Below are 23,346 nucleotides of genomic sequence, written 5' to 3'. Positions count from 1 at the left end.
CCATACAAAAATAAGGGTAAAGATGTTGTTTTTTCGAACAGCATCAAAACACGCTTTGCGTTTCTCTAATACACTGTTTACGTGTCGGTGTTAAGGAGAAACGCTATGATGATTGAACGGATAAGGCGAGAGCATGGATACATGGTGCGTTTGCTCGCCATACTTCGCCATAAATTGAACCAGTTAAAAGACGAGCGTCCCGTTAATTACGCGGTTCTTCGTGAAATCGTCGATTATCTGGCGACCCACTCTGAACGGGTCCATCACCCGAAAGAAGACATTCTTTACCACTACTACCACTCGCATTATGGTCAACACCATAAGATTGATGATCTTGAACACGATCATCAGGCGCTATCAGAAAAGACCCATGATTTTTTGCAAACGGTGGATATGGTCTTGCAAGATGCAGTGATCCCGCAGCAGGTTTTCATTGACCAGTTAGAGTCGTTCCTCAACATGCAAAAACAGCACCTCGAAATGGAAGAAAAGCAGGTCTTCCCATACTTAATGGATGTCTTTACGGTAGAGGATTGGCAGGCTGTCGAAGCTCAGTGGAGTGTGTGCGAAGACGACCCAGTGTTTGGTGAGACGATTGCAGAGCAATACCAACAGTTGGCAGAGCGCATTCATCAAACTGAGCACGAGTGTACGTGAGCTTTTGCTATTCCTAGCGCGTGAAAAGCAGAAAGAGAGGCTCAAGGCCTCTCTTTCTTAATTCTTAGTATTCGATGCTCTCCACATCGTCAAAACCGATATCCATATCCATCAGCTCTTTCTTTAGCCGTTGACGATCTTTGATTGCTTCGATTTCTCGCCACTTACGTTTAACGGGTTTAGAGCGCGCTGCTCGTGCGCGCGGCACCTCATAGTCCATAAAGTCATCAAAATTTAAGCCTTCCATAAGCTACCTCATTTTATCGTTATGACCGTCCTAAACGGGGTAAATTCTTAATACCACTCAACGTGGAGACTAACCATGATTCGTTTCTCATTTGTTACGTTTCGATGAAGTTTTTTCTGACTTTTCGTCACTGAATCACAAAAAATCGTGCTTGAGGTGGTTGAAATTTGTTCAAACGAGTTCACGCAAACGATTAAATGCGAAAAAAGTGGATGTTAAAGGCTTGTGGAGGTGATTAGGGTTGTGAGTGTCTCTTGTCATACAAGAGCGGTATTAAACCGTACTTCATTTTTTATCTTGATGCTCAGTGCATCGATAGCGTCGCAAGCTATGCGGAGTAAGGGGTTGTCTGTTGCTTTGGCGGCGTTGATAGGTCGTCATTGGCAAGACTCTGTGCGTTGTTAATTTTTTATTGAGTTGTTTTGTTGTTGTGTGGTTCTTGTGCTTGTTTGTGTTAATTATTGGTGATTTTACAGTGAAAAATAACAAGCTTAGTCTCACTGTTGCGTATTGATTTTTGTTTGCTCAGGTTGCATTATCGCGCCGTCAAAATTTCCGCTGAGATGTAAAGGACGTGCCTTTGGGACGTGACACGCTGAGGTTGCAGACAATGATAATATTTAGTTTGAGCTACACTTTGACACTCAACAGCGCAACCCAACGTAGGCTCGGATGCCTAGCCAGCGAACACTCACTATGAGGATCCTATGACAGACTTAATTAATTTGATGAATGACCTGCTGTGGGGGTCTATTCTCGTTTATCTACTGGTTGGTGTCGGCGTTTACTTCACCGTAAGACTGGGCTTTATCCAGTTCCGCCACTTTGGCCACATGTTCTCAGTGCTGAAAAACAGCCGTAAAGCCGACCAAGCGGGTATCTCCTCTTTCCAAGCCCTTTGTACCAGTTTGGCGGCGCGTGTCGGCACGGGTAACATGGCGGGTGTGGCCGTTGCACTGACCGTTGGCGGCCCTGGCGCTATTTTCTGGATGTGGTTGATTGCCATGCTAGGTATGGCAACGTCATTTGCAGAGAGCACGTTGGCACAGCTATACAAAACGAAAGACGATGACGGTAACTACCGTGGTGGTCCTGCTTATTACATGGAAAAAGGCTTGGGCATGCGCTGGATGGGCGTGATGTTCTCCATCTTCCTTATTATTGCCTTTGGTTTGGTCTTCAATGCCGTACAAGCAAACTCGATTGCTAGCGCGATGAATACCGCGTTTGGTTGGGATACCAAAGTCGTTGGCATTGCAGTGGTATTGCTGTCTGCTGTGGTTATCTTTGGTGGTATTAAGCGTATTGCAAAAGTGGCTGAGCTTATCGTACCGGTTATGGCGCTGGCTTACTTGCTATTGGCGATGTTTATCATGCTGACCAACCTTGAGAAGTTGCCAGGCGTGCTTTCACTGATTATTAAGAGCGCATTTGGTCTGCAAGAAGCGGCGGCTGGTGGCCTAGGTTATGCGATTGCTCAAGCGATGATCAACGGCATCAAGCGTGGCCTGTTCTCAAACGAAGCGGGTATGGGTTCTGCGCCTAATGCAGCAGCTTCTGCAACGCCTTACCCACCACACCCAGCGTCACAAGGTTACGTGCAAATGTTGGGCGTATTCATGGACACCATTGTGATCTGTTCAGCAACGGTAGCGATCATCTTGATGTCGGGTGAGTACCTAGGGACTGAAACGGCGGTGACAGGTATCGAGCTGACTCAGCGCGCGCTAAGCTCACAAGTGGGTGATTGGGGTGGCATCTTTGTAGCGGTAGCGATCTTCTTCTTCGCGTTTACCTCGATCATTGCAAACTACTCATACGCAGAAACTAACCTGATCTTCCTAGAGCACAATCACAAGGCGGGCCTTGGCCTGTTCCGTATCGTGGTTTTGGGTATGGTGATGTTTGGTTCTGTGGCGGCGCTGCCAGTGGTTTGGGATATGGCCGATGCATCAATGGGCTTGATGGCACTGGTGAACCTAGTCGCGATTATCTTGCTCTCTGGCACCGTGGTTAAGCTAGCAAAAGACTACAACCGTCAGCTTGATGAAGGCAAAGTTCCGACCTTTGATGCCAATGATTTCCCAGAGCTGAAATCTCAGCTTGAAGATGGCATTTGGGATCAAAAAGAAAAGAATTGATAGCTGAATACTATTGAAATGATTCATAAAGCCGTGCAGACATTGCACGGCTTTTTTTGTACCCTAAGGCAAACAATCAATAAGAGTAAAGTCATGTTAATCGTCGTTTCTCCAGCGAAAACCTTAGATTACGAATCACCCTTGGTGACCGAGACCTACACACAGCCTGAGTTAATTGACTACTCCAAGCAGTTGATTGAGGTGTGCCGTAAATTGACGCCAGCCGATGTGGCGAGTTTGATGAAGGTCAGTGACAAAATCGCCGATCTGAACGTTGGCCGCTTCCAAGAGTGGAGCGAGACATTCACACTCGACAATGCCCGCCAAGCGATTTTGGCGTTCAAAGGCGATGTCTATACAGGTCTTGATGCCCAGACACTCACAGAGGCGGATTTTGAGTACGCTCAGCGCCATTTACGTATGTTGTCTGGCCTTTATGGTCTGCTTAAGCCGCTTGACCTGATGCAACCGTACCGCCTTGAAATGGGCACTAAGCTTGCCAATGAGAAAGGCAGCAACTTGTATCAGTTCTGGGGGAATGTGATTACCGACAAGCTCAATCAAGCGATCACCGAGCAAGGGGACAACGTCTTGATCAACTTGGCCTCCAATGAGTATTTTAAGGCGGTTAAGCAAAAGAACTTGGATGCACAGGTGATTACGCCGGTGTTTAAAGACTGCAAAAACGGCCAATATAAAGTGATCAGCTTTTATGCCAAAAAAGCGCGCGGCATGATGGCGCGTTTTATTATCGAAAACCGTATCGAGAGTGTCGCAGATTTGACTCAGTTCAACACGGCGGGTTACACCTTTGCTGAGGATGAGTCGAGCGCGACTGAGTTAGTCTTCAAACGTGAAGAGCAGTAGTGCAGGCGAGTGGTCATCGTTGCTAGCATCGGGCAGGGGAGTCATGCACATGTGGAAGAGATTAAAACATTGGCTTGAGCGCTACGACGCTTGGTGCCACTCTATGGGCCTTACTCCTGGGCAAAAGCGCAGTTGCGTGCCGTACCGCTCTGATGATGCAAGGCAGAGCGACGCTGCCACTTCGTTCTCATCACCCACTTCAAAGGCGCAGCAGTAATGCGCCTTTTTGATACTCACTGTCATCTCGATTTTGCCCCCTTTAAGGCTCAATTAGGGGCAACATTGCAAGAAGCCAGTGAGCAAGGAGTCGAGCGTTTTCTTGTTCCTGCGATTGGCGAAAGCAATTGGAGCGATCTTATTGCGCTATCTCACCAGCACACGAGCTTGTACGTCAGTTTGGGGTGCCATCCCTATTTTGTTCACACCGACTCATTGATTGAGGTCAGTCGTCTAGAAGCTCAATGTGAGTCGGCAGGCTCGGTGTGTATCGCAGTCGGAGAGTGCGGCTTAGACGCCATGATCGATGTCGACGCTCTGCGACAAGAAGCGGTGTTTGAGGCGCAGATCAGCGTGGCCAAGAACCTGCGGCGGCCCTTGATTCTTCACGGGCGAAAAACCTATCACCGCTTGTTGCAACTGCTTAAGCAGCACCGTTTTCACTACGGTGGGATTTTGCATGGGTTTTCCGGCAGCTATCAACAAGCGATGCAATTTGTTGAGCTCGGTTTCTACATCGGTGTGGGCGGAGTGATTACCTACCCAAGAGCGAATAAGACGCGTCAAGCGGTGACGCAGGTGCCCATCGACCATCTTGTTTTGGAAACCGACGCGCCAGACATGCCGTTGTCAGGGTATCAAGGCCAAGCCAATCATCCTAAGCGTTTACCCCAAGTGTTAACGACATTGGCGCAACTGAAGCAGAGTTGTGAGCAAACGGTTGCGGAAAACGTTTGGAAAAACAGCTTTTTGGCACTGTCTATTTGTGAATGAATTCTAAATAAAATGTGCTTTTTATGATTCCTATGAACTTTAGTTGTGATTTTTGTCACACTTACGAGTGAACGAGTGGTGAATCTTATCAGAAACTGTGAACGCGGCATTACTTTATCGGTGGACGGATGAGTATAATTGCCCGTGCTTTTGAGCTCCATTTTGTAACACGCCAACAAATAACTTAATAAGGAAGTCATAAACTATGAGCCTGTTTATGAGCCTAGTCGGTATGGCAGTTTTGATCGCTATCGCGCTTCTACTGTCTGATAACCGCAAAGCTATCAATCTAAGAACTGTGGGTGGCGCTTTTGCTATCCAATTCATCATCGGTGGTTTCGTTCTGTACGTACCATGGGGTCGTGATCTTCTAGCTGGTTTCTCAGCTGGTGTACAAAACGTGATCGACTACGGTAAAGACGGTACTGGTTTCCTATTCGGCAGCCTAGTTAACTTCTCAGTTGACGGTATCGGTTTCATCTTTGCTTTCCAAGTACTACCAACGCTAATCTTCTTCTCTGCGCTAATTTCTGTACTTTACTACATCGGTGTGATGCAGTGGGTTATCAAGATTCTTGGTGGCGGTCTACAAAAAGCACTGGGTACATCACGTGCCGAGTCTATGTCTGCAGCAGCGAACATTTTCGTAGGTCAAACTGAGGCTCCACTTGTGGTTCGTCCGTTTGTACCTAAAATGACTCAGTCTGAGCTATTTGCAGTGATGTGTGGTGGTCTAGCGTCTGTAGCAGGTGGTGTACTTGCTGGTTACGCTTCAATGGGTGTACCTCTAGAGTACCTTGTTGCCGCATCATTCATGGCAGCACCAGGTGGTCTACTGTTCGCTAAAATCATCAAACCTGAAACTGACACGCCAAATGACGATCTAGGCGCGGACATCGACGGTGGTGACGACAAGCCTGCTAACGTTATCGATGCAGCAGCTGGCGGTGCGTCTGTCGGTCTACAGCTTGCGCTTAACGTTGGTGCAATGCTACTTGCGTTCATCGGCCTTATTGCTCTTATCAACGGCATCCTAGGTGGCGTTGGCGGTTGGTTCGGTATGCCTGAACTGACACTAGAAATTCTTCTAGGTTACATCTTCTCACCACTTGCATTCCTAATTGGTGTGCCTTGGGAAGAAGCGACGCTAGCGGGTTCATTCATCGGTCAGAAACTGGTGGTGAACGAATTCGTTGCTTACCTAAACTTCGTTCCTTACGTTGGTGATGCAGCTCAAGTTGTACCAGCAACCGGTGAAGTGATGTCGACTAAGACAGCCGCTATCATCTCGTTCGCGCTATGTGGTTTCGCAAACCTTTCTTCAATTGCGATTCTACTAGGTGGTCTAGGTGGTCTAGCGCCAAACCGTCGTCATGACATCGCTCGTATGGGTGTGAAAGCGGTCGCAGCAGGTACTCTGTCTAACTTGATGGCAGCAACCATCGCTGGCTTCTTCCTATCTTTCTAATTTAAGAAGCGATAGATTATATAGACGCCGTTTTATAAGACCCCGTAGTTGCATAGCTTGCTATGTACTACGGGGTTTTTTCGTTGTTTAAAGGTCTGGAGTATTTCCAGACAACAAGATTCATAACGTTTGTGCAGTGGATAAAACTCAGCAATCGTTAAGCCGGATCTTTTTTGAGATACAAACCGTTTGCGCTCTGTGTGCGACTACAGTTTTGCGATAAATATCTATACTGTATAGGTGTAAAGAAAATAGGCCTAAACTGATGAATGATGTGATTCTCGCGACCTTAGCGGGCTTTGTTGTCGGAATCCTGTTTTCCGCCATCAAGCTGCCCATTCCAGCACCTCCAGTATTACCGGGAGTGATGGGAATTGTGGGCGTTTATCTTGGTGGTGTAACCTTTCAATGGATCATTGAGCGGTTTTTTAGTTAACGCTAATTAATACAAGGAGTATGATTAGCGCGGCAACATCGCTTGCCTGAGGCGTCACAAAGCGCCTATACACGTTAGACACCGCAATCGCAGATTGTTGTGCCATAGACCAAATTGGTACTGTGCGGTGACAAGGATAGCAATTGGTACATGTTCGCTGTATGTAGCAAGTCTTCAAGGAACCAAGTCCGTTCATTAATGATTACACCTTAATCATAGGGATTAAGGCGGTGAAATTTTTGAATATTGATCGGAGATAGAAATGAGCGATTTAAAAGCAGCTGCACTACGTGCACTAAAACTTATGGACCTAACTACGCTGAATGACGATGACACTGACGCGAAAGTTATTTCACTGTGTCATGATGCAAAATCAGCGGTAGGTAACACAGCTGCCATCTGTATTTACCCTCGCTTTATTCCTATTGCTAAGAAGACCCTTCGTGAGCAAGGCACACCTGACGTTCGTATCGCAACGGTAACGAACTTCCCACACGGCAATGACGATATCGAGATTGCGGTAGCGGAAACCAAAGCTGCTGTGGCTTATGGTGCTGATGAGGTCGATGTGGTGTTCCCATACCGCGCACTAATGGCGGGCAATGAGGAAGTGGGCTTCGAATTGGTTAAGCAATGTAAAGCAGCGTGTGGCGATATCTTGCTAAAAGTGATCATCGAAACCGGTGAGCTGAAAGAAGAAGCGCTAATCAAGAAAGCGTCAGAAATCTGCATCAAAGCAGGCGCTGATTTTATTAAAACCTCAACAGGCAAAGTGCCGGTGAACGCAACACCTGAATACGCTCGCATGATGCTCGAAGTTATCCGCGATATGGGTGTGGCTGAGACCGTTGGCTTCAAACCTGCAGGCGGCGTACGTACCGCAGAAGATGCTGCCGCGTACCTAGCGATGGCCGATGAGATCCTAGGCGACAACTGGGTCGATGCGCGTCACTACCGCTTTGGTGCGTCTAGCCTGCTGACAAACCTACTCAATACATTAGAAGTAACAGACGAAACGGCGGATCCAAGCGCTTACTAAGCGACGCCGGTTTGTTCGGTGGCGCGTTGTTGCGCCACCTTACCTCTTTACCTTATTACCACCGCATTCAATGCGTGGGAGGCTCTAATGTACTTACCACAAGAAATTATTCGTAAAAAACGTGACGGTGAAGTGCTCACCGCAGACGAAATTAACTTTTTTATCCAAGGCGTTGCAAACGACAGCGTATCTGAAGGTCAGATAGCGGCGTTTGCGATGGCGGTTTTCTTCAATGAAATGACCATGCCCGAGCGCATTGCACTGACTTGTGCGATGCGTGACTCTGGCATGGTGATCGACTGGAGCCACATGAACTTTGATGGCCCGATTGTCGATAAGCATTCCACCGGTGGTGTGGGTGATGTGACCTCGCTGATGTTAGGGCCAATGGTCGCTGCCTGTGGCGGTTTTGTTCCTATGATCTCGGGGCGCGGCCTCGGTCATACCGGTGGCACACTGGACAAACTGGAATCGATTCCCGGCTACAACATCACGCCAAGCAATGAGGTGTTTGGTCAAGTGACCAAAGAGGCAGGGGTGGCGATCATCGGTCAGACCGGCGATCTAGCGCCGGCTGATAAACGCGTTTACGCGACGCGTGACATCACTGCGACGGTCGATAACATCTCCTTGATCACAGCGTCCATCCTGTCTAAGAAACTCGCAGCGGGCCTTGAGTCTTTGGTGATGGACGTGAAAGTGGGCTCGGGCGCCTTTATGCCAACGTATGAAGCCTCAGAAGAGTTGGCTAAGTCTATTGTCGCGGTGGCCAATGGTGCGGGCACCAAAACCACCGCCATTTTGACGGACATGAACCAGGTCCTCGCCTCGTCTGCTGGCAACGCCGTGGAAGTGCGCGAAGCGGTGCGCTTCCTAACGGGTGAATATCGCAATCCACGCCTTCTAGAAGTGACGCTGGCCTCTTGTGCAGAAATGCTGGTGCTCGGCAAATTAGCCGACGACACACAAGACGCGCGCGCTAAATTAATGAAGGTACTCGATAACGGTAAAGCGGCAGAGTGTTTTGGCAAAATGGTGGCAGGCCTAGGTGGCCCAGCGGATTTTGTTGAGAACTATGAGCAATACCTAGAAAAAGCGGACATCATTAAACCGGTTTACGCGCAAGAGTCCGGTGTCGTTTCGGCGATGGATACGCGCGCGATTGGAATGGCGGTGGTTGCTATGGGCGGCGGACGCCGCGTGGCCAGCGACAATATTGATTACGCCGTGGGCTTTGATCAATTCATTCGCCTAGGTGAGATCGCTAGCAGCGAACAACCTCTTGCCGTGATTCATGCACGCAATGAGGCTCAGTGGGAAGAGGCCGCGCAGGCGCTGCGCAGTGCAATCAAAATTGGTGGTGAATACACCCCAACCCCAGAGGTTTACCGTCAGATTCGCGCAGAAGACATTTAATCGACGACATCATTACATTAGGCCCATTCAGGCACACAGTGGCTGAGTGGGCGAAAGGAATACGCAATGAAAAGAGCATTTATTTTAGTCCTAGACTCATTCGGTATCGGCGCGACGGCGGATGCGGATAAGTTTGGCGATGTGGGCTCGGACACACTGGGTCATATTGCGGATCAGTGTGAGCAAGGCCTAGCGGACAACGAGCAACGCCAAGGTGCGTTGCGCTTGCCGAACCTGTCTAAGCTTGGTTTGGCGATGGCGCATAAAGAATCAACCGGGCGCTTTGCACCGGGGCTTGATGCTAACGCAGAGATTATTGGTGCCTACGGTCATGCGGCAGAGCTCTCTTCCGGTAAAGATACCCCATCGGGTCACTGGGAGATCGCAGGTGTGCCCGTTCTGTTTGATTGGGGCTACTTTAGCGACAAATCGAACAGCTTCCCGTCAGCGCTGACGGATCGCATTCTTGAGCGTGCGGGTTTAGATGGATTTCTTGGTAACTGCCATGCATCAGGCACGCAAGTGCTCGATGATCTTGGTGAAGAGCACATGAAAACCGGCAAACCTATCTTCTATACGTCGGCTGATTCGGTATTCCAAATCGCCTGTCATGAAGAGACGTTTGGTCTTGATAGATTGCTTGAGCTGTGCCAAATCGCTCGTGAAGAGCTTGAAGATTACAACATTGGTCGCGTTATTGCGCGTCCATTTATTGGCTCGGGTAAAGGTCAATTTGAGCGTACGGGTAATCGTCGCGATCTCTCTGTTGAGCCGCCATCTGCGACCGTGTTGCAAAAACTGGTTGAAGAGAAGCAAGGTGAAGTGGTCTCGATTGGTAAGATTGCCGACATCTACGCTAACTGTGGCATCACCAAAAAAGTGAAAGCTACCGGCATTCCCGCTTTGTTTGAAGCGACTCTTGAGCAAATCAAAGCCGCACAGGACAACACCATTGTGTTCACCAACTTCGTTGACTTTGATTCTGCTTACGGCCACCGCCGTGATGTTGCAGGTTATGCGGGGGCATTGGAATACTTTGATGGTCGCATCAACGAAGTGATGGCGCTGATGCAGGAAGACGATGTGCTGATTTTGACGGCGGACCACGGCTGTGATCCCACTTGGCCAGGAACCGATCATACCCGTGAGCACATTCCTGTGATTGTCTACGGGCAAAAAGTGCCGGCTGGGTCATTGGGTCGCCGCGAGTCATTTGCCGATATCGGCCAAACGCTTGCGAGCTATTTTGGCACTTCGCCAATGGATTACGGTAAGAACTTCCTCTAAAAGAGGCGGTTTTTTCCCCTGATTCTCACGCAGAGGTTGCAAGCGATAGCTGCTCACCTCTGCTTCATTTCATTCGTTTCAACTAAGGACATTGGATTATGGCAACTCCACATATTAACGCAGAAATGGGGGCATTTGCTGACGTCGTATTGATGCCAGGTGACCCACTACGTGCAAAATACATCGCGGAAACCTTCCTCGATGATGTCGTTCAAGTGTGTGATGTGCGTAATATGTTCGGTTACACGGGCACGTATAAAGGCCGCAAAGTTTCAGTAATGGGACACGGCATGGGCATTCCTTCTTGCTCCATTTACGCCACTGAGCTTATCAAAGACTTCGGTGTGAAAAAGATCATTCGTGTGGGTAGCTGTGGCGCGGTGAGCACCGATATCAAAGTGCGTGACGTCGTGATCGGCATGGGAGCCTGTACGGATTCGAAAGTTAACCGCATCCGCTTCAAAGGTCATGACTTCGCAGCGATTGCAGATTACAAAATGGTGCGCGCGGCAGAAGAAGCCGCAAAGGCACGGGGTATTGACGTTAAAGTCGGTAACCTGTTCTCGGCTGAGTTGTTCTACACGCCAGATCCAGAGATGTTTGATGTGATGGATAAGTACGGCATCGTGGGTGTGGAAATGGAAGCGGCAGGCATCTACGGTGTGTGTGCCGAGTACGGCGCGAAAGCACTGACCATCTGTACCGTTTCTGACCACATCAAAACTGGCGAGCAAACCACATCCGATGAGCGTCAAACGACCTTCAATGACATGATGGTGGTCGCGCTCGATTCTGTACTGATTGGCGATACTCTGTAAGTATTCTTGCTTTGTTGTACAAAGAGCCCCGCAATTGCGGGGCTCTTTTTTTGAATGCTCACTTGTGGCTTAGCGCGTGGGGGAGGAGGGCTAACTCATCTCTTTGAGCAGTAAATTCTCTTGTTTCACTTTTGGCTTCCTGCGGATGATGATCGCAAGCAGGAGACCGGCAATAAAGCTCATCGCCACCATGGTGACCATGTAGCGGTCACTTTTTCGGTAGTAGTGATCGGAAAACGCGGTTAAGCGCCCTGTTTCGAACGTGATGCGCACAAAGCCAATCACCACGCCGTCGTTGTAGATAGGCTCGACCAGTTGCTGTTTGCCAATGCTGGCGGTTTGCAGTGGGGTGTCCAGCCCCAATGTTTCCCGCACCGATTTGGCTTGATCGCTGGCCGCAAGACGAATGCCTTCGGCATCATAAATGGTCGCATCATACACCAAACGGTCGTTGGCCAATTGGTTAGCCAGTGCCAACAGCCGCTCTTGGTCGTCGTTTAAAATCATATCGCTGGAAGAGAGTGAGGCTTGCGAGATCAAGATCTTGGTCAATGTCTCAAGCTGGTTGGCTTGGATTTCCTCATTACCCTGAGTAATTTTGACACTGTTGACACCAATCGTCACCACCATCGCAATCAAGGCTAAGATCGCGACGGCGCGAATGGCCATCCGAAATGAGAAGAGTGAGGTGTCCATGAAAGCCCCGCGAGTTTAATTCCACCAATCGGCATATTGATACTTGCACAGATAAATTGCAATAGGTTAACGTGTGGAGAGAAATTCTAGGGAAGTGATACATGGACACGTTCAACACCGATATACACGCTGCTCTCTCGGTCAGCAAACCGCTTTCAATTCGTAAGCACATTCCACTGTGCAATCGTATACCAGAAACCCGACACACCAGCCGCTTTGATATCAATAAAGCCAATTGGATTGTTTTCGGTCACTACTTAAGCGCCAATCTCTTTGAAGATATCGATTTTTACACCGGGCAGTACAATGCGATTGTCGAAGTGTGGAAAGTCGGTCAATACGAAGTTGCTTTAATGGCCGGCGAGCTCACCACTGAGCATGAAGAAATTCTTCGAGCGATTGAGCTGGATTACGCTCGCCTGAACGACATTCCAGAGCTGAGCAAACCCGGATTGGTGGTGATGGATATGGACTCCACCGCGATTCAAATTGAATGCATTGATGAAATCGCCAAACTAGCCGGAGTGGGCGAAGAGGTCGCCGAGGTGACCGAGCGCGCGATGCAAGGAGAACTGGATTTTGAACAGAGCCTTCGTCAGCGTGTCGGCAAGTTAAAAGGGGCCGACGAGTCCATTTTAGGCGCGGTACGCGCTGAGTTGCCACTGATGCCTGATTTACCCGAGCTGGTGGCGACCTTCAAAGCGTTTGGTTGGAAAACCGCCATTGCCTCTGGTGGCTTTACCTACTTCTCGGACTATTTGAAAGAGACGCTAGCGCTTGATCATGCTCAGTCAAACCAATTGGAGATTGTTCAGGGCAAGTTGACCGGCAATGTCCTTGGCGACATCGTCGGCGCACAAACCAAAGCGGACATCGTGGATAGGCTAGCCGAGCAGTATGATATCGAACCACACAACACCATAGCCATTGGTGATGGCGCGAACGATCTTGTGATGATGGAGCGGGCGGGGCTCGGTATTGCTTATCACGCCAAACCCAAAGTGGAGCAGCAAGCCCAGTGCGCGGTGCGTTATGTTGGCCTTGGTGGTGTGATCTGTATTCTTTCTGCGCTACTGGTGAAGCAAAAGCGCGTCAGTTTTTGACGGCTTGCCTCGGGCGCTCTTCAAGCCTAAGCCCGACCTTTAAAAAAGAGTGAGTCGCCAGTGCGTCTCACTCTTTTGTTTATCGTCCCATTTCATCGATATGGACTTATTCCATCTCCTCCGGCTCAGACTCTTCTTGCAGCTCAAGCAAATTGATGGCGATAGAAACAAAGTCACTGTCGGTAATGATGCCGACCAAGTGGCCTTTGTGCACCACGGGCAAGCAGCCCACTTTGTGTTTTTGCATGTAGACGGCGCTCTCTTTGAGCCCTGCTTGTGGATCAACCGTCATCACACTGGTTTTCATCACTTCGTATAGCGGCGTTTGTAGCGTATAAGATTGGCTCTCTGGTAGGGCTTGTAAGCTTGATTCTTGGGCGGCTAATACATCGCGATGTGACACCACTCCAAGCAGTTTTTTATTCGCATCGACAATGGGAATGTGGCGGATGTCCAGTGCGGTCATCATGTTCTTTGCGTCGCCAAGATTGTGAGAGCGGAGAAGCGTGTGTGGATTACGCGTCATCATGTCTTCGACCTTGATCATGGCTGCCTCCTGAGTTGTTATTTTTCACTCTTTAAATATAGTCACTTTCCAGCGTTGAATGTGAGAGCTCGACCTATTTTTATGCTCTTTGATGCAGCGAATTGATGCGGCGTGACAAGGTGCAAAACTTGCGCTTTTGCTTAACCTTATTCCGGTACGGTTCGGAAGAAATCCACTCTCTTTTCTTGCTATTGACCGTGCGGCGCATATACTAGTCGGCTGCGAAAAACTTGTCGTCTGTTTGTGACAGAATCAGAGCGAGCAAGCATTTGAATCTAACCCTGAATTGGGGCGCCTTCATTGCGGCCTCATTCATGCACTGCGATAGACTAGTAATATGCAAGTATCCGATTTTCATTTTGACCTGCCTGATGAGCTGATTGCTCGTTACCCACAACCAGAGCGTACGGCGAGCCGTTTACTGCAGTTGGATGGCAACAGCGGTGAATTGGTTGATGGCACATTTACCGATGTTCTCGACAAGATTCAGCCTGGCGACTTAGTGGTGTTTAACAATACTCGAGTGATTCCTGCGCGCCTCTTTGGGCGTAAAGCATCGGGCGGCAAACTTGAGGTGTTGGTTGAGCGAGTGCTCGACGAAACGCGCATTCTCGCCCATGTGCGCTGCTCAAAATCACCCAAGCCGGGCTCGACCATTTTTGTCGGCGACAATGATGAATTTTCTGCCCTGATGGTCGCGCGTCATGACGCCTTGTTCGAACTCGATTTTCAATCCAATCTCAATGTGCTCTCCATCTTAGAGCAGATAGGGCATATGCCGCTGCCACCTTACATTGATCGCCCAGACGAAGACTCAGACAAAGAGCGTTATCAAACGGTTTACAACCAAAAACCTGGCGCAGTTGCGGCGCCGACAGCAGGCTTGCACTTTGACCAGCCTCTACTGGATAAAATCGCTCAGAAAGGGGCAGAATTTGCTTACGTGACGTTGCACGTTGGGGCGGGGACATTCCAGCCAGTGAAGGTTGAGAACATCAATGACCACCACATGCACGCTGAATACGTTGAAGTACCACAAGAGGTGGTCGAGGCAATTCAAGCCACTCGGGCACGTGGCGGTCGAGTGATTGCGGTCGGTACCACGTCGGTACGCTCTTTAGAAAGTGCCGCGCAAGATGCGTTGAAAAAAGGCACGCCACTGGCGCCATTTTTCGGTGATACGGAAATCTTCATCTATCCTGGCTATGAGTATCAATTGGTGGATGCGCTTATCACCAATTTCCATCTCCCAGAGTCGACGCTCATCATGCTGGTGAGTGCATTTGCGGGCTACGACAATACGATGAACGCCTACCGCCACGCGGTGAAGAAGCAATATCGCTTTTTCTCTTATGGCGATGCCATGTTCATCACCAAAAAGACTCAGAGCGCTAACGCGTAATTGGCGTTGGTGCGATATTAAACCGTCAGACTGTTTCTCTGACACTGGAGGCTTCGTGAAGTTAACATTTGAACTTAAGAAAAAAGATGGCGTTGCGCGCCGTGGTCAATTGACCTTTGAGCGCGGAACCGTGCAAACGCCAGCGTTTATGCCTGTGGGTACCTATGGTACGGTGAAAGGCATGACCCCTGAAGAAGTAAAAGGGATCGGCGCCGAGATCTTGCTTGGTAACACTTTCCACCTGTGGTTACGCCCGGGGCAAGAAGTGATGAAGCTGCATGGTGACCTGCATGACTTTATGAACTGGCAAGGGCCGATTTTGACTGACTCTGGTGGCTTCCAGGTCTTCAGTCTTGGTGATATTCGTAAGATCACCGAAGAGGGGGTTCACTTTCGTAACCCGGTGAACGGTGACAAAATTTTCATGGACGCTGAAAAGTCGATGGAAATTCAATACGATCTGGGCTCCGATATTGTGATGATCTTTGACGAGTGTACGCCATACCCAGCGACACACGATGAAGCGAAGAAATCGATGGAAATGTCACTGCGTTGGGCGCAGCGTTCACGCGATCATTTTGATAAGCTTGAAAACCCGAACAGCCTCTTTGGTATTGTTCAGGGCGGCGTGTACGAAGACTTGCGTGATGTGTCAGTGAAAGGTCTGACAGACATCGGCTTTGATGGTTACGCTGTGGGCGGTTTGGCCGTAGGCGAGCCAAAAGAAGACATGCACCGCATTCTTGAGCACACCTGTCCGCAACTGCCTGAAGACAAACCTCGTTACTTAATGGGGGTTGGCAAACCGGAAGATTTGGTAGAAGGTGTTCGCCGTGGTATTGACATGTTTGACTGTGTGATGCCAACGCGCAACGCTCGTAATGGCCACTTGTTTGTCACTGGCGGTGTGATCAAGATCCGTAATGCAAAACACAAAACGGATACCACGCCATTGGATCCACATTGTGACTGTTACACTTGCCAAAACTACTCGAAGTCCTATTTGCATCACCTAGAGCGCTGCAATGAGATTTTGGGCGCGCGTTTGAACACGATTCACAATTTGCGCTACTACCAACGCTTGATGGCAAGCATCCGTAAGGCGATCGATGAAGACCGCTTTGACGCGTTTGTGGAAGAGTTCTATGCACGTCGTGACCGCGAAGTGCCGCCACTGACGAAAGCATAACGATTGAAAGCCTTTGACCTATGGTCAGAGGCTTTTGCTAATAAAATAGGCAAACAGCGTGCATTTTTGAGAGGGTGATCTCTATTGTTTAATCTGACCCTTGAAAGTGTTTGGCTAAAGCCCAATTTGGATATCAATAAAATATAAATAGAGGATTATTTTAATGTTTATTTCTCAAGCTCACGCAGCCGCTGAAGGCGCACCAGCAGGTGGCGGTTTCGAAATGTTGATCATGCTAGGTATGTTCGCGGTTATCTTTTACTTCATGATCTACCGCCCACAGTCTAAGCGTGTGAAAGAGCACAAGAACCTAATGGCTTCTATGGGCAAAGGTGACGAAGTGCTGACGAGCGGTGGTCTAGTGGGTAAGATCACTAAGATTGCAGAAGACAACGATTACATCTCAATCGAACTTAACGCGAACAACGAAGTTGTGATCAAGAAAGACTTCGTGACTGCAGTGCTACCAAAAGGTACGCTGAAATCTCTATAAACAGCTAGAGGATCCTCGCTGTGCTTAACCGCTATCCGTTATGGAAGTATTTGATGGTGGTGCTAACCATCGCTATCGCTGCGTTGTACGCACTTCCGAATTTATACGGTGAAGATCCGGCAATTCAAGTGACAGGGGCGCGCGGCGCCTCTGTTGATCTGTCAACGCTGGACTCTGTCACTCAAGCTCTTGAAAAAGAGGGCTTATCTCATAAATCCATTGCTCTAGAAAATGGATCCATCCTTGTACGCTTTACGAGTACCGATACGCAAATCAGTGCGCGCGACGTCATCAGCGAAGCGCTCGGTAACGATACGATTGTCGCGCTTAACCTTGCACCATCCACACCGGACTGGCTAGAAGCGATTGGCGCTGCGCCAATGAAGTTAGGTCTAGATTTGCGTGGTGGTGTTCACTTCCTGATGGAAGTGGATATGGACGCGGCGATGGAAAAACTCGTCGGCCAGCAAGAAGAAGCGTTTCGTAGTGAGCTTCGCGAAGAGAAAATTCGTTACCGCGCCATTCGCCCACTGGGCAAAGATGCGGTCGAAGTGCTGCTTCGTGATGGCGAGCAGCTCGCGCAAGCGAAACGTGTTCTCGAAGGTCTACACCCTGACATGTTGTTTGTGGAGTCAGGCAGCGAGAGCCGCTTTGCACTCAAAGCAACCTTTACCGAGCAACGCCTCACCGAAATTCGCAACTACGCGGTCGAGCAGAACATTACCATTTTGCGTAACCGTGTGAACGAACTAGGTGTTGCGGAGCCATTGGTTCAGCGTCAAGGTGCAAGCCGCATTGTGGTGGAGCTTCCGGGCGTACAAGACACCGCTCGCGCGAAAGAAATTCTCGGTGCGACGGCGACGCTTGAGTTCCGTGAAGTGGATGCGAGCGCTGACCTTGCGGCCGCTGCCAGTGGTCGCGCGCCAGCGGGCAGTGAAATCAAGCAAGATCGCGATGGTCGCCCTGTCGTGCTGAAAAAGCGTGTCATTCTTGGTGGTTCAAGCATCACGGATGCGAGCTCCAGCGTGGATGAGTATGGTCGCCCGCAGGTGAACATCTCACTCGACAGTGAAGGTGGGAACAAGATGTCGGCGTTCTCGCGTCAAAATATCGGTAAGCTGATGGCGACGGTATTTGCAGAGTACAAAGACAGCGGTAAACGTACTCCTGAAGGCAAAGTGATTCTGTCTAAGCATGAAGAAGTGATCAACCAAGCGACCATTCAATCGGCACTTGGGCGTAACTTCCGCATCACAGGTATCGATTCTGCCGCCGAAGCGCATAACCTTGCGTTGCTACTCCGTGCGGGGGCTTTGATTGCGCCAATCTCGATTGTTGAAGAGCGTACCATTGGTCCATCAATGGGACAGCAGAACATCGATATGGGTGTCCAAGCGTGTATTTGGGGTATGGTCGCAGTGATGCTGTTTACCTTGCTCTACTACCGTAAGTTTGGCTTGATTGCCAACATGGCGCTGATGGCGAACTTGGTGTTGATCATTGGGGTAATGTCGATGATTCCAGGGGCAACCATGACGCTGCCAGGGATTGCCGGTATTGTCTTGACGGTCGGTATGGCGGTGGATGCTAACGTGCTGATTTTTGAGCGTATCCGAGAAGAGCTGCGTGATGGCCGCAATCCACAACAAGCGATTCACCAAGGTTACGCCAACGCGTTCAGTACTATTGCGGATGCAAACATCACGACGCTGATCACCGCGATCATCTTGTTTGCCGTCGGTACTGGTGCCATCAAAGGTTTTGCGGTCACGCTGTCTATCGGTATTTTGACCTCCATGTTTACTGCTATCGTTGGTACCCGTTGTGTGGTTAACCTACTGTACGGCGGTAAGCGCATTAATAAACTGTCGATCTAGGGCTAGGAATACGTATGTTTCAGATTCTAAAAGCAGAGAAAACGATCGACTTTATGCGTTGGTCAAAGGCAGCATTCGCGCTGTCTATTGTAATGATCGCTGCGGCGCTCTTCACGCTATCAACTAAATGGTTGAATTGGGGCTTAGACTTCACTGGCGGTACGCTGATTGAAGTGGGCTTTGAGCAACCGGCAAACCTTGAAGAGATTCGTGGTGCGCTGGATGCCAAAGGCTTCGGTGACGCTACGGTGCAAAACTTTGGTAGTGCCCGTGATGTCATGGTGCGTTTGCGTCCTCGTGATGACGCTTCAGGCGAAACCTTAGGCAACCAAATCATCAGTGCCATTAAAGAGGGCACGGGTGAAAACGTAGAGATGCGCCGTATCGAGTTTGTCGGCCCGAACGTGGGTGATGAGCTGACAGAAGCGGGCGGTCTGGCGATCTTGGTGTCGCTGATCTGTATCTTGATTTACGTCTCGGTGCGCTTTGAGTGGCGTTTGGCGGCGGGCGCGGTACTTGCTTTGGCGCACGACGTTATCATCACCTTGGGCATCTTCTCTTTGATGCAAATTGAAGTGGATCTTACCATTGTCGCAGCCTTGCTAACGGTGGTCGGCTACTCGCTCAACGATACGATTGTTGTCTTTGACCGTATCCGTGAAAACTTCCGCAAGATGCGTAAAGGCGAATCGGCTGAGGTCATGAACAACTCCATTACCCAAACACTGAGTCGTACCTTGATCACTTCGGGCACGACCTTGTTTGTGGTGATCGCCTTGTTCACCCAAGGTGGTGCGATGATTCACGGTTTTGCCACTGCGCTATTGCTTGGTATCACAGTGGGTACCTACTCTTCTATCTATGTCGCTTCTGCGCTGGCATTGAAGCTGGGTATCACCCGAGAGCACCTGATGCCACCTCAAGTTGAAAAAGAGGGCGCTGAGTTTGATGAGATGCCTTAATGGCTCTCTTGCATTCTCCGTGCTCGCTACCTCTATTTGAGCTACTCCAAAGCCGCTGATGTCAGCGGCTTTTTTGTTCCTACTCACCGAAGGAAGAGTGATGAGAATTCGATTGTTGATAGTGATGCTGGTGAGTCCACTGGCCTGCGCCAATACGCTGTTGATACCGATATTGAATGGCGATGCAATACGCCAAGAGATCCAGGAAACTTGGCAGGCGTGTGAGCGCGATACTTGGTGTGAGATGGCGCTGGACTTCCACAAAGAGCACTATATCGCTGAAGCCACCTTAGACGGCGCAACGTTCTCAATCACATTACTGTCATCGTTTTCAACCCATCAATGGAGTCGGCTGCAGTTACATCTTCGCCAAGATGGTTTTGTGCTCAACCACGTCACCATCGATGATCAGAGTTTAAATATCGAGACAGAACTCGCGCTTGCGTCAAACCAAGAGGTCGAAACCAAAATAGTGCGGCTTCTGGGGCAAGCCTCACCTGAATCGACCCAGCGCCTGGTCTATCAACATCCAGATTGGCGAGCGGTGATCGTCAGTCAGGATGGGGTTCTTCGCGTGACGTTCAAGCCACGATAATGTTAGAGGTCGTCGCATGCAGGAATGCGATGGGCATTGCTCAATATCTTGTTATTATGGAGCAAACTCAACAATAGGATCTTATCTATGCCTCATCTACGTTTTCGAGCAGTGGAGCCGCAAACGGTTCAAACCTTATCCTCAACACTGCTTGATGAGCTGCAACCGCACATGGATTGCCCCAAAGAGGATTTCACCTTTGAATACATCTATACCACGTTTTTTTACGATGGAGAGGTCAGCCAAGCGTATCCGTTTGTCGAAGTGTTGTGGTTTGATCGCGGCCAAGAGACCCAAGATGCGGTCGCGAGCATCATTACTCGTCAGGTTCGCGGCGTGCTTGGCGAAGAGGTCGATGTAGCGGTAATTTTCACGGCGCTTGAAGCCAGGGGCTATTATGATAATGGTGACCATTATTAAACGCTGAGTGGCAACGGTGAATTGAGGGAAGGGACGAGTCATGCAAACAGGGACGATTTGGCGACTTAGCGCCTTTCTACCTATCGCTTTGATGATGAGCTTTGGCTCATCGGTCAGTGCCACGCCTTGGGAGGCCATTTCATCTCCGTCTCAATCTCAGCCGCAGGCGATAGGAAGCTACGCCAATGGCTGCTTAGCCGGGGCCAAGGCGCTACCGCTTGAAGGGGAAGGGTATCAAGTGCTGCGCAGCCAGCGCGCTCGATACTATGCTCACCCCAGTGCGATTCGCTACATCGAACATTTGGCTGAGCAAGCGTATCGAACGTTGAACACCTCGCTCTTGATTGGCGATCTCTCGCTGCCACAAGGCGGGCGCTTTTCGTCTGGCCATTCAAGTCATCAAACGGGGCTCGATATCGACATTTGGCTTAGGTTGGCGGATGCGCCATTGAGCTCCCCTCAGTTGGCCAAACCTGAGCCTGTGAGCGTGGTCAACCTAGAGCAATACCGCTTAGTGAAAGCGAGCTGGGACCGTCGTCATTTTGATTTGATCAAGCTTGCAGCCAGTGATGACGACGTCGCTCGAATTTTTGTTCACCCCGTAATCAAAGACACCTTGTGTCGCAGCGAAGAGAGCCAAGACAGAACATGGCTTCGCAAAGTCAGGCCTTGGTGGGGGCATCATTACCATATGCATGTTCGGCTTCGCTGCCCTAAGGGCAGTGATGCCTGTCAACCTCAAGCCGCGCCTCCTGCGGGGGATGGTTGCGGCGCAGAGCTTGCCAGTTGGAAACCACAGCCCAAACCTAGCACGAAAACGAGCAGCACCACGGCGTCAGCAAAACGAAAGCCAAAGGTGATGCCGAGCCAATGCCAAGCCTTGCTTGAGCAGTGACAAGGTAGGAATAAAAAACGCCGCTTCGATGAGCGGCGTTTTTGGTATTAGGCTAACCCTTGAATGATGACGAACTTTTCGAGCAGTTCCTCTTCGGTTTCAATATGGTTTGGGTCCGTGATAATGCATTTGGTGATCGGACACACAGACTGACAAGTGGGTTTGTCGTAGTGCCCTTTACACTCTGTACAGAGATCAGGGTCGATCTCGAATATGCTGTCACCCATAGAGATAGCGCCGTTAGGGCACTCAGGGTCACACATATCGCAGTTAATGCACTTATCCGTGATCAGCAACGCCATGGTTATTTACCTGTTGGGTTACGGGTATCCTGACCAGCATTAAGGTTACGCATCAATAGACCAAATTCCAGATCCAAATCCTGCGGGACTGGAATGAAGACAAAGTGGCCATTGCCTTTTGCGTCATCGATAGACTCAGACTTGCGGTTTTCCATCGCTTCAAGCGTGAAGACTACATTACCTTTAGGTGTCATAAGCTCAAGGCTATCACCCACAACGAATTTGTTCTTCACTTCCACTTCTGCCATGTCACCACGACGTTTACCGGTAAACTCACCGACAAACTGCTGAGAATCGGAAACAGAGTAGCCGTAGTCGTAGTTTTGGTACGCATCGTGCGTGTGACGACGAAGGAAGCCTTCGGTGTAACCACGGTGAGCTAAGCTTTCAAGCGTGCCCATTAGGCTCTCATCAAACGGACGACCTGCAACCGCATCATCGATCGCTTTACGGTAGACTTGCGCGGTGCGCGCACAGTAGTAGAAAGACTTAGTGCGGCCTTCGATTTTCAGCGAGTGAACACCCATCTTCGTTAGACGCTCAACGTGCTGAACCGCACGGAGATCTTTCGAGTTCATGATGTAAGTGCCGTGCTCATCTTCGTAAGCGGCCATCTTTTCTTCTGGACGGTGAGCTTCAGAAAGCAGCACCACTTCATCGGTTGGTTTGCCACGACCAATCGTGGTTTCAGGGCGCTCGTCTTGAACTTCAACAGGCTGGGCCTGTGATGGATCAAACTTCTCAACGATGTCGCCAGTGTCGTTTTCTTTGCCTTGCTCAACTTTGTATTCCCAACGACATGCGTTCGTACATGTCCCTTGGTTCGGATCACGCTTGTTGATGTAGCCAGAAAGCAGACAGCGACCAGAATACGCCATGCATAGTGCACCGTGAACAAAGACTTCGAGCTCTGTTTCAGGGCAGTGTTCACGGATCTCTTCGATCTCTTCTAGAGAAAGCTCACGAGAAACAATCACGCGTTCAACACCGTTGGCAGCCCAGAATTTTACCGTCGCCCAGTTCACCGCGTTCGCTTGTACTGATAAGTGGATTGGCATATCAGGGAAGGCTTCACGTACCATCATAATCAGACCTGGGTCAGACATGATTAAGGCGTCTGGGCCCATTTCGACCACAGGTTTAAGGTCGCGGATAAAGGTTTTTAGCTTTGAGTTGTGCGGCTGGATGTTGCACACCACGTAGAGTTTTTTACCCAGCGCATGCGCTTCATCGATACCGATTTTTAGGTTTTCGTGGTTGAACTCGTTGTTACGAACGCGCAGGCTGTAACGAGGTTGGCCCGCGTAAACGGCATCAGCGCCGTAGGCAAAGGCATAACGCATGTTTTTCAAGCTGCCTGCCGGTGACAGTAGCTCAGGAACAAAAGCTTTCTCAGTGGTCATAGTCATTTCTCTTCAATCTGATCTCAAGTCAGGCCGATTCCACCATATGGAATCAGGGGCGCAAATTTTACGTCAAATACGCTGTGGTGACTAGGA

25 protein-coding genes are annotated in these 23,346 nt (G+C 49.7%); 20 read left to right on the top strand and 5 right to left on the bottom strand.

Annotation, left to right across the window (positions count from 1 at the left end):
- Positions 1 to 105: 105 nt before the first annotated feature.
- Complete coding sequence (locus tag AC6R10_RS03125) at positions 106 to 657, top strand: hemerythrin domain-containing protein (RefSeq protein WP_500671411.1); 552 nt, start codon at positions 106 to 108, stop codon at positions 655 to 657.
- 64 nt (positions 658 to 721) lie between these two features.
- Here the strand turns inward: AC6R10_RS03125 and AC6R10_RS03120 are convergent, their stop codons facing one another.
- Entirely contained in the window at positions 722 to 904 is a 183-nt protein-coding gene (locus AC6R10_RS03120; protein WP_334551401.1) for a DUF3545 family protein, read from the bottom strand.
- Positions 905 to 1,611: 707 nt separating this feature from the next.
- Between AC6R10_RS03120 and AC6R10_RS03115 the strand changes: the two genes are divergently transcribed.
- From AC6R10_RS03115 to deoD, 10 genes are all read left to right on the top strand, one after another.
- Positions 1,612 to 3,045, top strand: a complete 1,434-nt coding sequence (locus tag AC6R10_RS03115; protein WP_334568325.1) for an alanine/glycine:cation symporter family protein — start codon at positions 1,612 to 1,614, stop codon at positions 3,043 to 3,045.
- A gap of 93 nt (positions 3,046 to 3,138) precedes the next feature.
- Complete coding sequence (gene yaaA, locus AC6R10_RS03110; RefSeq protein ID WP_500671410.1) at positions 3,139 to 3,912, top strand: peroxide stress protein YaaA; 774 nt, start codon at positions 3,139 to 3,141, stop codon at positions 3,910 to 3,912.
- A 49-nt stretch (positions 3,913 to 3,961) separates the two neighbouring features.
- The gene (locus tag AC6R10_RS03105) at positions 3,962 to 4,129 is read left to right on the top strand and encodes a DUF5363 family protein (protein WP_500671409.1); all 168 of its coding nucleotides are present in this window, start codon (positions 3,962 to 3,964) and stop codon (positions 4,127 to 4,129) included.
- Positions 4,129 to 4,902: a TatD family hydrolase gene (locus tag AC6R10_RS03100; protein WP_500671408.1), complete on the top strand. Its 774-nt coding sequence runs from the start codon at positions 4,129 to 4,131 to the stop codon at positions 4,900 to 4,902. The genes AC6R10_RS03105 and AC6R10_RS03100 overlap by 1 nt, the downstream gene beginning before the upstream one ends.
- Before the next feature lie 205 nt (positions 4,903 to 5,107).
- On the top strand, positions 5,108 to 6,370 hold the full coding sequence (locus AC6R10_RS03095) for a NupC/NupG family nucleoside CNT transporter (RefSeq protein WP_334551393.1): 1,263 nt from the start codon (positions 5,108 to 5,110) through the stop codon (positions 6,368 to 6,370).
- Positions 6,371 to 6,635: 265 nt separating this feature from the next.
- Positions 6,636 to 6,806 carry a XapX domain-containing protein gene (locus AC6R10_RS03090; protein WP_334551391.1) on the top strand — a complete coding sequence of 57 codons (171 nt, stop codon included), beginning with the start codon at positions 6,636 to 6,638 and terminating at the stop codon, positions 6,804 to 6,806.
- 262 nt (positions 6,807 to 7,068) lie between these two features.
- Positions 7,069 to 7,845: a deoxyribose-phosphate aldolase gene (gene deoC, locus AC6R10_RS03085; protein WP_500626996.1), complete on the top strand. Its 777-nt coding sequence runs from the start codon at positions 7,069 to 7,071 to the stop codon at positions 7,843 to 7,845.
- Between the two features lie 87 nt (positions 7,846 to 7,932).
- A complete protein-coding gene (gene deoA, locus AC6R10_RS03080) occupies positions 7,933 to 9,261 on the top strand; it encodes a thymidine phosphorylase (protein ID WP_500671407.1) in 1,329 nt (442 codons plus the stop codon).
- Between the two features lie 66 nt (positions 9,262 to 9,327).
- The gene (locus AC6R10_RS03075; protein ID WP_500671406.1) at positions 9,328 to 10,548 is read left to right on the top strand and encodes a phosphopentomutase; all 1,221 of its coding nucleotides are present in this window, start codon (positions 9,328 to 9,330) and stop codon (positions 10,546 to 10,548) included.
- Positions 10,549 to 10,646: 98 nt separating this feature from the next.
- Positions 10,647 to 11,366 (top strand): purine-nucleoside phosphorylase, encoded by a 720-nt coding sequence (deoD, locus tag AC6R10_RS03070; RefSeq protein WP_334551387.1) that lies wholly within the window; start codon positions 10,647 to 10,649, stop codon positions 11,364 to 11,366.
- Positions 11,367 to 11,456: 90 nt separating this feature from the next.
- Here deoD and AC6R10_RS03065 read toward each other — a convergent pair whose 3' ends face one another.
- Positions 11,457 to 12,062 carry a YtjB family periplasmic protein gene (locus AC6R10_RS03065; protein ID WP_500671405.1) on the bottom strand — a complete coding sequence of 202 codons (606 nt, stop codon included), beginning with the start codon at positions 12,060 to 12,062 and terminating at the stop codon, positions 11,457 to 11,459.
- 101 nt (positions 12,063 to 12,163) lie between these two features.
- Here AC6R10_RS03065 and serB point away from each other — a divergent pair, with 101 nt between their 5' ends.
- The gene (gene serB, locus AC6R10_RS03060) at positions 12,164 to 13,165 is read left to right on the top strand and encodes a phosphoserine phosphatase (RefSeq protein ID WP_500671404.1); all 1,002 of its coding nucleotides are present in this window, start codon (positions 12,164 to 12,166) and stop codon (positions 13,163 to 13,165) included.
- Between the two features lie 106 nt (positions 13,166 to 13,271).
- Here the strand turns inward: serB and AC6R10_RS03055 are convergent, their stop codons facing one another.
- Positions 13,272 to 13,712 (bottom strand): CBS domain-containing protein, encoded by a 441-nt coding sequence (locus AC6R10_RS03055; RefSeq protein ID WP_334551382.1) that lies wholly within the window; start codon positions 13,710 to 13,712, stop codon positions 13,272 to 13,274.
- Positions 13,713 to 14,049: 337 nt separating this feature from the next.
- On the opposite strand from AC6R10_RS03055, the gene queA reads away from it, so the two are divergent.
- The 8 genes from queA to mepA all read left to right on the top strand — a co-directional run bounded on the left by queA (position 14,050) and on the right by mepA (position 21,545).
- A complete protein-coding gene (queA, locus tag AC6R10_RS03050) occupies positions 14,050 to 15,114 on the top strand; it encodes a tRNA preQ1(34) S-adenosylmethionine ribosyltransferase-isomerase QueA (protein ID WP_500671403.1) in 1,065 nt (354 codons plus the stop codon).
- Positions 15,115 to 15,169: 55 nt separating this feature from the next.
- Positions 15,170 to 16,303, top strand: a complete 1,134-nt coding sequence (tgt, locus tag AC6R10_RS03045) for a tRNA guanosine(34) transglycosylase Tgt (RefSeq protein ID WP_334551378.1) — start codon at positions 15,170 to 15,172, stop codon at positions 16,301 to 16,303.
- Positions 16,304 to 16,466: 163 nt separating this feature from the next.
- The gene (yajC, locus tag AC6R10_RS03040; protein ID WP_334568317.1) at positions 16,467 to 16,796 is read left to right on the top strand and encodes a preprotein translocase subunit YajC; all 330 of its coding nucleotides are present in this window, start codon (positions 16,467 to 16,469) and stop codon (positions 16,794 to 16,796) included.
- 20 nt (positions 16,797 to 16,816) lie between these two features.
- Entirely contained in the window at positions 16,817 to 18,673 is a 1,857-nt protein-coding gene (gene secD, locus AC6R10_RS03035) for a protein translocase subunit SecD (RefSeq protein ID WP_334551376.1), read from the top strand.
- Between the two features lie 14 nt (positions 18,674 to 18,687).
- Positions 18,688 to 19,635 (top strand): protein translocase subunit SecF, encoded by a 948-nt coding sequence (gene secF, locus AC6R10_RS03030; RefSeq protein WP_334551374.1) that lies wholly within the window; start codon positions 18,688 to 18,690, stop codon positions 19,633 to 19,635.
- A gap of 100 nt (positions 19,636 to 19,735) precedes the next feature.
- Complete coding sequence (locus tag AC6R10_RS03025) at positions 19,736 to 20,230, top strand: hypothetical protein (RefSeq protein WP_500671402.1); 495 nt, start codon at positions 19,736 to 19,738, stop codon at positions 20,228 to 20,230.
- A gap of 87 nt (positions 20,231 to 20,317) precedes the next feature.
- Positions 20,318 to 20,650 (top strand): DUF1904 domain-containing protein, encoded by a 333-nt coding sequence (locus tag AC6R10_RS03020; RefSeq protein WP_487901706.1) that lies wholly within the window; start codon positions 20,318 to 20,320, stop codon positions 20,648 to 20,650.
- Between the two features lie 40 nt (positions 20,651 to 20,690).
- Positions 20,691 to 21,545 carry a penicillin-insensitive murein endopeptidase gene (gene mepA, locus AC6R10_RS03015; protein WP_500671401.1) on the top strand — a complete coding sequence of 285 codons (855 nt, stop codon included), beginning with the start codon at positions 20,691 to 20,693 and terminating at the stop codon, positions 21,543 to 21,545.
- A 47-nt stretch (positions 21,546 to 21,592) separates the two neighbouring features.
- Here the strand turns inward: mepA and AC6R10_RS03010 are convergent, their stop codons facing one another.
- Positions 21,593 to 21,847 carry a YfhL family 4Fe-4S dicluster ferredoxin gene (locus AC6R10_RS03010; protein ID WP_334551367.1) on the bottom strand — a complete coding sequence of 85 codons (255 nt, stop codon included), beginning with the start codon at positions 21,845 to 21,847 and terminating at the stop codon, positions 21,593 to 21,595.
- Between the two features lie 2 nt (positions 21,848 to 21,849).
- Positions 21,850 to 23,250, bottom strand: coding sequence for a prephenate-dependent tRNA uridine(34) hydroxylase TrhP (gene trhP, locus AC6R10_RS03005; protein ID WP_334551365.1), 1,401 nt, complete (start codon positions 23,248 to 23,250; stop codon positions 21,850 to 21,852).
- Positions 23,251 to 23,346: the final 96 nt, after the last annotated feature.

It is taken from the genome of Vibrio sp. R12-SG2-ISO1 (assembly GCF_059834045.1).
Note: the sequence above shows the minus strand (reverse complement) of the source record. Positions and strands in the feature narration are given on the sequence as shown.

What these genes read in the sequence shown, in the direction of transcription:
- AC6R10_RS03115 (WP_334568325.1), top strand. Translation starts at nt 1,612, where the DNA reads ATGACAGACTTAATTAATTTGATGAATGACCTGCTGTGGGGGTCTATT.
- AC6R10_RS03100 (WP_500671408.1), top strand. Translation starts at nt 4,129, where the DNA reads ATGCGCCTTTTTGATACTCACTGTCATCTCGATTTTGCCCCCTTTAAG.
- AC6R10_RS03010 (WP_334551367.1), bottom strand. Translation starts at nt 21,847, where the DNA reads ATGGCGTTGCTGATCACGGATAAGTGCATTAACTGCGATATGTGTGAC.
- AC6R10_RS03055 (WP_334551382.1), bottom strand. Translation starts at nt 13,712, where the DNA reads ATGATCAAGGTCGAAGACATGATGACGCGTAATCCACACACGCTTCTC.
- serB (WP_500671404.1), top strand. Translation starts at nt 12,164, where the DNA reads ATGGACACGTTCAACACCGATATACACGCTGCTCTCTCGGTCAGCAAA.
- deoA (WP_500671407.1), top strand. Translation starts at nt 7,933, where the DNA reads ATGTACTTACCACAAGAAATTATTCGTAAAAAACGTGACGGTGAAGTG.
- secF (WP_334551374.1), top strand. Translation starts at nt 18,688, where the DNA reads ATGTTTCAGATTCTAAAAGCAGAGAAAACGATCGACTTTATGCGTTGG.
- mepA (WP_500671401.1), top strand. Translation starts at nt 20,691, where the DNA reads ATGCAAACAGGGACGATTTGGCGACTTAGCGCCTTTCTACCTATCGCT.
- AC6R10_RS03125 (WP_500671411.1), top strand. Translation starts at nt 106, where the DNA reads ATGATGATTGAACGGATAAGGCGAGAGCATGGATACATGGTGCGTTTG.
- AC6R10_RS03065 (WP_500671405.1), bottom strand. Translation starts at nt 12,062, where the DNA reads ATGGACACCTCACTCTTCTCATTTCGGATGGCCATTCGCGCCGTCGCG.
- deoD (WP_334551387.1), top strand. Translation starts at nt 10,647, where the DNA reads ATGGCAACTCCACATATTAACGCAGAAATGGGGGCATTTGCTGACGTC.
- AC6R10_RS03020 (WP_487901706.1), top strand. Translation starts at nt 20,318, where the DNA reads ATGCCTCATCTACGTTTTCGAGCAGTGGAGCCGCAAACGGTTCAAACC.
- AC6R10_RS03120 (WP_334551401.1), bottom strand. Translation starts at nt 904, where the DNA reads ATGGAAGGCTTAAATTTTGATGACTTTATGGACTATGAGGTGCCGCGC.
- AC6R10_RS03075 (WP_500671406.1), top strand. Translation starts at nt 9,328, where the DNA reads ATGAAAAGAGCATTTATTTTAGTCCTAGACTCATTCGGTATCGGCGCG.
- AC6R10_RS03095 (WP_334551393.1), top strand. Translation starts at nt 5,108, where the DNA reads ATGAGCCTGTTTATGAGCCTAGTCGGTATGGCAGTTTTGATCGCTATC.
- yaaA (WP_500671410.1), top strand. Translation starts at nt 3,139, where the DNA reads ATGTTAATCGTCGTTTCTCCAGCGAAAACCTTAGATTACGAATCACCC.
- trhP (WP_334551365.1), bottom strand. Translation starts at nt 23,250, where the DNA reads ATGACCACTGAGAAAGCTTTTGTTCCTGAGCTACTGTCACCGGCAGGC.
- yajC (WP_334568317.1), top strand. Translation starts at nt 16,467, where the DNA reads ATGTTTATTTCTCAAGCTCACGCAGCCGCTGAAGGCGCACCAGCAGGT.
- queA (WP_500671403.1), top strand. Translation starts at nt 14,050, where the DNA reads ATGCAAGTATCCGATTTTCATTTTGACCTGCCTGATGAGCTGATTGCT.
- AC6R10_RS03105 (WP_500671409.1), top strand. Translation starts at nt 3,962, where the DNA reads ATGTGGAAGAGATTAAAACATTGGCTTGAGCGCTACGACGCTTGGTGC.
- deoC (WP_500626996.1), top strand. Translation starts at nt 7,069, where the DNA reads ATGAGCGATTTAAAAGCAGCTGCACTACGTGCACTAAAACTTATGGAC.
- AC6R10_RS03025 (WP_500671402.1), top strand. Translation starts at nt 19,736, where the DNA reads ATGAGAATTCGATTGTTGATAGTGATGCTGGTGAGTCCACTGGCCTGC.
- AC6R10_RS03090 (WP_334551391.1), top strand. Translation starts at nt 6,636, where the DNA reads ATGAATGATGTGATTCTCGCGACCTTAGCGGGCTTTGTTGTCGGAATC.